This is a genomic window from Mycobacterium sp. UM_Kg27 (assembly GCF_000972905.1).
GTDB lineage: Bacteria > Actinomycetota > Actinomycetes > Mycobacteriales > Mycobacteriaceae > Mycobacterium.
Genome location: NZ_JRMM01000194.1, coordinates 1 through 5,797, shown reverse-complemented (window position 1 = coordinate 5,797; position 5,797 = coordinate 1). Strand labels below are relative to the sequence as shown.

General features: G+C 66.6%; 3 protein-coding genes. All 3 read right to left on the bottom strand.

All coding sequences use genetic code 11. The features are described 5' to 3' along the window. Positions 1 to 360, bottom strand: a 360-nt coding sequence (locus LI94_RS19960; RefSeq protein WP_046302298.1) for an MMPL family transporter, incomplete at its 3' end; no start/stop codon positions are given. A 90-nt stretch (positions 361 to 450) separates the two neighbouring features. Then, complete coding sequence (locus LI94_RS19955) at positions 451 to 1,857, bottom strand: condensation domain-containing protein (RefSeq protein ID WP_046302297.1); 1,407 nt, start codon at positions 1,855 to 1,857, stop codon at positions 451 to 453. A gap of 68 nt (positions 1,858 to 1,925) precedes the next feature. Next, on the bottom strand, positions 1,926 to 5,797 hold a 3,872-nt coding region (locus tag LI94_RS19950), incomplete at its 5' end, for a KR domain-containing protein (protein ID WP_046302296.1).

Here is a 5,797-nt window from a genome sequence, read left to right as displayed (position 1 = left end):
AGATGTGTATAAGAGACAGATCCACGCTTTCCCGTCACCGCTGACGAGCACCTCGCGCAGCGCCGGGGTGGTGTGAAAGTCCTGCAGCATCACCACGTCTTCGGTATCAAGACGCAGCCGGTCCACCAACGTGCGGTAAACCCTCTCATCGGCTCGATCCAAGCCCGCCTCATCGGTGAGCAGAACGGTCAGCACGTTCTCCGAGCCGTCCTCGTCAAAGGCGGCGGACACTTTGGCGGCGGCCTGGACCGACGGGGCATCGGCGGGCAGCACGGCCACCGGATGACGTTGCGCCATCTCGGTCAGCGACGGCGCGAACAGCGGCAGCAGCACGACCAGCAGCGCCCAGAAGCCGATCACCGGCCATGGGCGCCGTACGACGAAGTCGCCTAGCCGGCTGAAGATAGGTTCACCTCCGGCAGTTGCACGTCACTGTGAATGGGACTGGGCTCATGCAACCCTCTCCCGGTCGGCAATCCGCTCAAACACGGACTTCAACAACGCCAGGTAGCGCGCCACCGATTCGTGGGCCTCCGGGTTGTCGGGGAACACCGCGGTGGCAGCGGTCTCCTCCCCGACCCGGATCACATAGAGCGACATCTGATACGAGTACCGTCCGTCGCTGTACACCCCGATGTTCAGGTCGTCCAGGCCCGCGGCGATCAACGCGGACAACGGTGCGGCCCCGGCGTCGAGGAAATTAATGACGGGAAAATTGGGCGGCGGTTTGCCCAAGCTGGGTACCAATTCGCGCACCCGCTGGTAGGGCACATCCGCCAGCGTCCTGCCTGTATCGAAAGAGATCTGCGCGGCGTTGGCGGCATCCGCAAACGAGGACTCCGCGACGGGAACGGTGATCGGTATCAGCCCGGTGAACCAGCCCAGGGTGAGGTCATCGTCCGGAGATCTCCGGGTATCCCGCGGCGTGAGTCCGTAGAACGTGTCCTCGCCGGTGAATTCGCGATGAGCCAGGCCGCAGCACGCCAGGACACCACCGATGAAACGCGTGCTCGCGTCGGTGCAGGCGGACTCGAAATCGACGGTCTGCTTCTCATCGAGCATGGTGACGGTGACCATGGCCGCGTCACACGGTTGCGCGGGGTCGCCGAGCGGCAGCGGGAAACCGGGCAGGCTGTTGTCGTTGTGTTCGGCGAAGGTTCGCCAGGCCTGGATCTCCGGCGACTCTTCGGTGAGCGCAGAGGTGAACCGGTGCTGACGGACGCAGAACTCGCTGTAATTTCCCGCCGGTGGCAACTCCAGCGGTGCTCCACCGGCGACCAACGCGTTGTACATGAAGTAGAGCTCCATCAACGTCACGCCGGCGACCGCCGCGTCCACGTGCACGTGATCGATGCTGGCGAAGAAGGTGAAGTGGCTCTTGCCCTGAATGATCCCGAACCGGAAGCAATCCCACTGCAACGGATCGGGCGTCTCGTTCAACAGAACGCGAACCTGCGGCAAGGTCAGTTCCCCGTGATCGACCGGGACGAACTGGATATCGGCCGGGTCGTCTATGACGTGGCGGATCAGGCGTCCGTCGTCGGTGTGCTCGAACCAGCTGCGGTAGGTCTCGTGCCGCCGCACGTGCGCATTGATGATGTAGTCGATGGCCCGCCGGTCGCAACGGCCGGCCATGTCGCAACTGAGCACCATCAGGCGCGAGTAGTCGAGTCCGACGGCCGTCTGGTCGATGTAGCCGCGAATGTGTTGTTCCTGCATGTAACTGGCAGGCACGGTGTTGACCGGCGCCTGTCGCGCCGCGGCCAGCGCAGCAGCCGACGGCTGCCACACGACGGTGGGCCCGGCCTCGGGCTCCCAGTCCGCCAACGTTCCCAACGCCAATGGCCCTACACGCACGTCTGCTCCTCTACTCGTGCTAACAACACTTCGGCTGGCAACTCGGGACAGCGACCGGCCGATTCAAACTACCTACCACCGTGAGACTCCGCATGTTCTAAGCGTGCGGCCAGCTGCTCGCATACGTGCTGCGACAGGCCACGCACCGTGGTGAGCTGGGCAGGACCGACACGGACCCCGGTCTCGGTTTCGACCCGGGTACGAAACTCCAAGCTGGCCAACGAATCCAGGCCGTATTCGGGCAGCGGCCGGTCCGGATCAACGGTACGGCGCAACAGCAGACTGATCTGATCGGAGACCAGGCGCTGGATCGAGTCCAACCATTGGTCGCGCGGGAGCTCCTTCAGGCCGGCGAGGAACCCCTGCGCGTCGGGACTGCTTCGCCGCACCGGCCGGAACGCTTCGGCGAACGGGCTGCGGTGTGCCAGCGCCACCAACCACGGTGCACGAGTGATCGGCGCGTATCCAGCGTAGGCGCGGCCATAGCTCAGCAGCGCATGGAAGGCGCGGGCGGCTTCGGCGGAGGTGATCGCAGCCGGCACGCCGTCGGCGGAGTCAGCGACACTTCCGGTAGCGGCCCACGGCCCCCAGCCGATCACGGTGGCCGGCAAACCCTGGGCCTGGCGCCAGCGTCCGAATGCGTCCAACCAACTGTCGGCTGCTGCGGCGGCGCCCTGGCCAGGCGATCCGATCAGTGCCGCAGTCGAGGAGAACGCGCAGAACCAGTCCAACGGTTGTGCGGTTGCCTGTTCGCGCAACGACCGATGCAGGTTCCACGCGCCGTAGACCTTCGGCTCCCAGCAGCGGTCAACCAGGCCACCGGTGGTTTCGGTCAGCGGTGCTTCGCCCTCCGGGGCGACCGCATGCAGGACGCCGCGCACCGCCAGACCAGACGCCGTCGCCGCCGCCACCAGCCGGTCCGCGGTCTGCGGCTCCGCGATATCGCCGCATTCCACCGCAATGTCGGCGCCCCGTGCGCGCAACCGCTCGATAGTCTGTTGCGCTTGGCGATCCGGTGCCGAATCGCCGTTCAGCACGATGCGGCCACATCCCGCTGCGGCCATCTCCGCAGCCAGGTGCAACCCGGCTCCGCTGGTGCCACCGGTGACGATGTAGGCGCCATCTGCCCGGAAAGGCCGGGTCTGCGCCGGTGGCACCACCGCAACGGTGCTACCGGTCTGGGGCACATCCAGCAAAACCGTTGCCGCGCAGTCATCGCCGCCGGCCAGGCGCAGTGCGGAGGGCGCATCCAGCAAAGGCCGGTGGATGGTCTTCGGCTGCGGGAGACTGCCGTCAACCGCATTTCGGTAGACGGTGCCCAGCAATCGCTGGACCGTTTCTGGATGACTGTGCGCCAGCAACGCCAAGTCGACCACGTGCAGCGACAGGTTGCGACGGAATGGGTACAGGCCAAGCCGGCTGTCACCGTAGACGTCCTGTTTGCCCAGCTCGATGAACCGTCCGCCGAAGTCCAACAGTTCGATTCCAACGCGTTGCGCCACCCCGGACAGCGAGTTGAGCACCACGTCGACGCCGTGGCCAGCTGTGTCGTGGCGTATCCGATCGGCGAATTCAAGACTGCCAGAGTCATAGACGTGCTCAATACCCATGTCGCGCAGCTGTTGTCGCCGCTGCGGGGTATCTGCGGTGGCGAACACCTGACATCCGGCCGCGCGCGCGATCGCGATTGCGGCCTGACCGATTCCGCCGGTCGCGCAATGAATCAGCACCTTGTCCTCTGATGTCACGCGCGCCAGGTCGTGCAGTCCATACCAGGCGGTGGCATATGCGGTCGGCCAGGCGGCGGCTTCGGACACCGGCAGTTCCGCCGGCAGGGTGGCCGCCAACCGGGCATCGCAGGTGATGAAGGTGCTCCAACAGCCGTCCGGAGAGATCCCGCCGACGTGGTCACCCACGCGGTGGCCGGTGACATCAGGGCCGACGGCCGTCACCACGCCCGCGAAATCGGCGCCCAGCTGCTGCAGGCCTGCCTCGATCGTGGAGTACTCGACGGGAGCGGCTCCGGCACAGTTGATTCCGGTGACCGCCACCGCAACCTCGATCTGACCGCTGCCCGGCGCAATCCGCGGGGCGGCGACCGGTTCCCACGACTCGGGGTCAGCTGGGTCGCGGTGTTGCAGGCGCAGACAGTCTTGACCGTGCTGGACCACGGTGGTCCGCCGATCGGCTGGGCCGAGCGGTCCGGGGCGCAGCCGCGCGGTGTACCAGTTGCCGTCACGCCACGCGGTCTCGTCCTCCTGCGACCCGCCCTGAAGTTGCGCCGCAAGCTGCGCGGCCAATGCCTCGTCGTGCTCGGCAGCACTGCCGTCCACATCGATCTGGGTGACCTTCAAGTGCGGATACTCCGAGTCCACCACCCGAATCAGCCCACGCAAGCCCGCTTGCTCCAGGTTGGGCCGATCCTCAGGTCGCACCGCGGCGGCGTCTCGGGTCAGCACATACAACCGCGGTGACTGCCCCGGAAGCGCCACCATCTGCCGCACGATGTCCAGCAGGTAGGCCACGAATTGGCGGCCGGTCCGCGGGGAGTTGGAATCGTTGCGCGCCGGTGGGGTGACCACAACCACCCCGGTCCGGCCATCAAGCATCCCACTGAGTCCGTCTGCCACGGATCCGCGGTCGATCGGCAGGCAAACCGTGTGGGATTGCGCGCCTTCTCCGTTGAGCACCTCACCGAGGCGGCCGGTCAGCGCATCTGTGCCGTCAGTCATGCTCAACAACAGCCAGTTTCCCGCATCGGTGGCCGCCGCAACCGGTTGATCGCGCCGCTCCCACTCGATGGTCAGGAGGCGCTCATCAAGGGTGCGCTCGGCGGACTCACTCTCTGAGCGGCCGGCCTGGAATTGCAGACCCTCGACGGTGAGCACCACGTTGCCCGAGCTGTCCATCAATTCCAGATCGGCCTCGCAGGCGCCGGCTCGCGCCGCCGTCACCGTGCTCAGGCAGTACCGCACGTCCCGGATCAGCTGATGGCGGCGCAGCCTGCGCACACCAACCGGGCGCAGCAGTCCCCCATCACCGGCGCGCGGGACGTCGGGCCGCATGACGGCAGACATGATGCACGCTTCGAGCAGGGCGGGATGAACTTCATAGAGCGCCTGCTGCGGGCGGGCCGGCCCCGGCAGTACAACTTCGGCCAAGGCCGTGGCACCGATAGTGTGTCCGCCGTCGCCGAACCGGAGCTCGACCAAACCCGAGAACGCCGCACTGTATTGAATTCCATTACGGGCAGCGGTTTTTCGTAGCTCGGCGCCGTCCACCCTGGCCTGGTGCGCGGCCAGCAACGCGGCGATATCGCGGGTCGATGGCTGCCGAACGGCCGACTGAGCCTGCAACACCGCGGTTGCGCAATCGACACCGTCGCGGGCTTGGCGGGTATGCACCGCGAAGTCCAGGACCCCGGGCGCCACCACCACCGCCCCCGAGGACACCGATGTCCGGTCGTCGAGGGTCAGCAGCTGTTCGAACCGAACATCGCGAATCTCGGCTGATTCGCCCAGGCCGGCACGGGCGGCGGCCAAGGCCATCTCACAGTAGGCGGCCCCGGGCAGGATGGCCGTGTTGTGAACCCGGTGATCGTCGAGCCACGGGTGCGCCACGATTCCCACGTCGCCCTGCCAGACGTGGCGTTCGGGTTCCTCCAGCAGGTGGACGTGGGCTCCCAGCAACGGGTGTACCGCCCGGACCGCCGCGCCGCGCGGGGTGGTGTCTGCGTCTTCCCGGCTGAGTATCAGCTCACGGTGGCTCCAGCTCGGCAGCGGCGCTTCCACCAATGCCCCCGACGGGTAGATCGCAGCGAAGTCCACCTCGGTCCCGACACTGTGCAGGTCAGCGACGAACCCGCGCAATCCATTCCAGGGCTGGTGTTCACCCGGGGTGACCGCCAGTGCAGCGATCGGGATCTGTCTCTTATACACAT